This is a genomic window from Marseilla massiliensis (assembly GCF_016899855.1).
GTDB lineage: Bacteria > Bacteroidota > Bacteroidia > Bacteroidales > Bacteroidaceae > Prevotella.
Genome location: NZ_JACJJG010000197.1, coordinates 1 through 1,823 on the forward strand (window position 1 = coordinate 1; position 1,823 = coordinate 1,823).

Consider the following 1,823-nt stretch of genomic DNA (forward strand, 5'->3'; position numbering starts at 1 on the left):
GGAAATTTTAAAAGGGTAAAATAAAATTGACCCCCAACACCAGGACTTTAAAGGGGCAATCATATTGTAGCCAAAGGTGGGCAAATCCTGCTTGGCCAAAAGGGTCAAAGTCGCGTGGCTTTTCCAAACGGGACACTAATGAAAAAACATAGTAACTTTGCAGCCGTAACATTATCCATTATTAAACGATTGAGTTATGGCAAAAACGCTTTCCAGATTCTATATCCTCAAAAAGGACGAGAACAAAGAAAAGGCCACCCTTTTTATAAGGGTGCAGGCTCCGGGCAGAAAGATTGACGTGCAGTTTACCACACATATTCAGGTCGGTGTGGCCGAATGGAAAGCAGCCGTTGCCGATGAAGACTCTTTGGCACGCCATCGCAAACAAAATCCCAAGTTGCATGACAAGCTGGGCAGGATAGAAGTGATGTTGGAGCGTGAAATGTCCGCACCTCAATTTGACAGGCAGCATATCAAGTCGGAAATATTGGCTATATCTGACCCGAACAAATATGAAATCCAACGGGCACAAGAAGAGGTAGAAGAGAAAGCGAGACTGGAAGAAGAACGTATCCGTCAAGAACAGGAACGGCTCATTCAGGAAGGCATCGAGGCAGAGAAGGCCAAGATATGGAATTACCTTTCACGGTTCTGCGCCGACATTAAATCGGGAAAACGCTTGAATAAGAATAACAGGTATTCAGCGGGAACAGTCAAGTCTTGGCACAGTTTCATGAGATTATACGACGACTTCGACAAGAAGCACCAATATACATGGGGAATGGTGAACCGTGAATTTGCGGCCAAATTCCTTGCCTATATGGAAAAGCGCCATTACATGATTACTGCACAAAACAAGTATTTGGTTACACTCCGGGCACTTGTCGGCTATGCCTATACCGATGGCATACACGATAATAACCGTGCCACTCAATGTTTCTCAAAAAAGAAAATAGACGAGAAAGACAAGGCTGCCGAGATATATCTGACATCAGCAGAGCTTCAAGCGTTGTATGAAATGCCGTTAACAGGATTACAGGAACAAGTGCGTGACATTTTTCTGGTGGGGTGTTACACTTGCCAGCGTGTGAGTGATTATAACAACATTTCTCCTGACTGTTTCACTACTACAGCCAAGGGTACACCCATAATCCGGCTTGTACAGCAGAAAACGCATACGGAGGTGAAAATCCCTATCATGAATCCTAATCTGCAAGCCATCTGTGAGAAATACAACTATAATCTGCCTTCCGTGGTTGACGTTATTCTCAACCGATACATCAAGGAAATCCTTAAAGAACGTGAGTTCGGTATAAGAAAACGATTGAAAAAGTTGTGGGAATGAGATATTTTTAGTACCTTTATAGTTGATAATCAATAAGTTACATAAAAATATTCATTCCCATGACTGATGCAAATATAATAGAAATTTTCTGTATTCTCGATGAATTCTGCAAATATTTTGCTCCCGAACTGAAAAAACACACGCTGGACATCTGCGGCAAACGTCGCCGCAACCGCCCGTGCCTCATGTCCGACAGTGAGGTGATGACCATTCTCGTACTGTTCCATATCTTGCGCCACCGAGACCTCAAGTCTTTCTACCTCGGTTATGTATGTAACCACATGCGCAAGGAGTTTCCACACCGCCTGTCGTACAACCGCTTCGTAGAACGCCAGGCTAAGGTAGGACTCCATCTTTTGCTGTTCCTGCAGACATGTGCGTTGGGTAAATGTACTGGAATATCCATTATCGACTCCACACCGTTGAAGTCATGCAATATAAAGCGTGCGCACAGCCACAGGACGATGAAGGGATGGGC

At 44.2% G+C, this 1,823-nt stretch carries 2 protein-coding genes; both read left to right on the forward strand.

Annotated features, from left to right (window positions below; all coding sequences use genetic code 11):
- Nucleotides 1-196 precede the first annotated feature (196 nt).
- Entirely contained in the window at nt 197-1,345 is a 1,149-nt protein-coding gene (locus tag H6A34_RS14315; protein WP_205106064.1) for a phage integrase SAM-like domain-containing protein, read from the forward strand.
- A 59-nt stretch (nt 1,346-1,404) separates the two neighbouring features.
- A partial coding sequence (locus tag H6A34_RS14320) for a transposase (protein ID WP_275955211.1) occupies nt 1,405-1,823 on the forward strand: 419 nt, incomplete at its 3' end.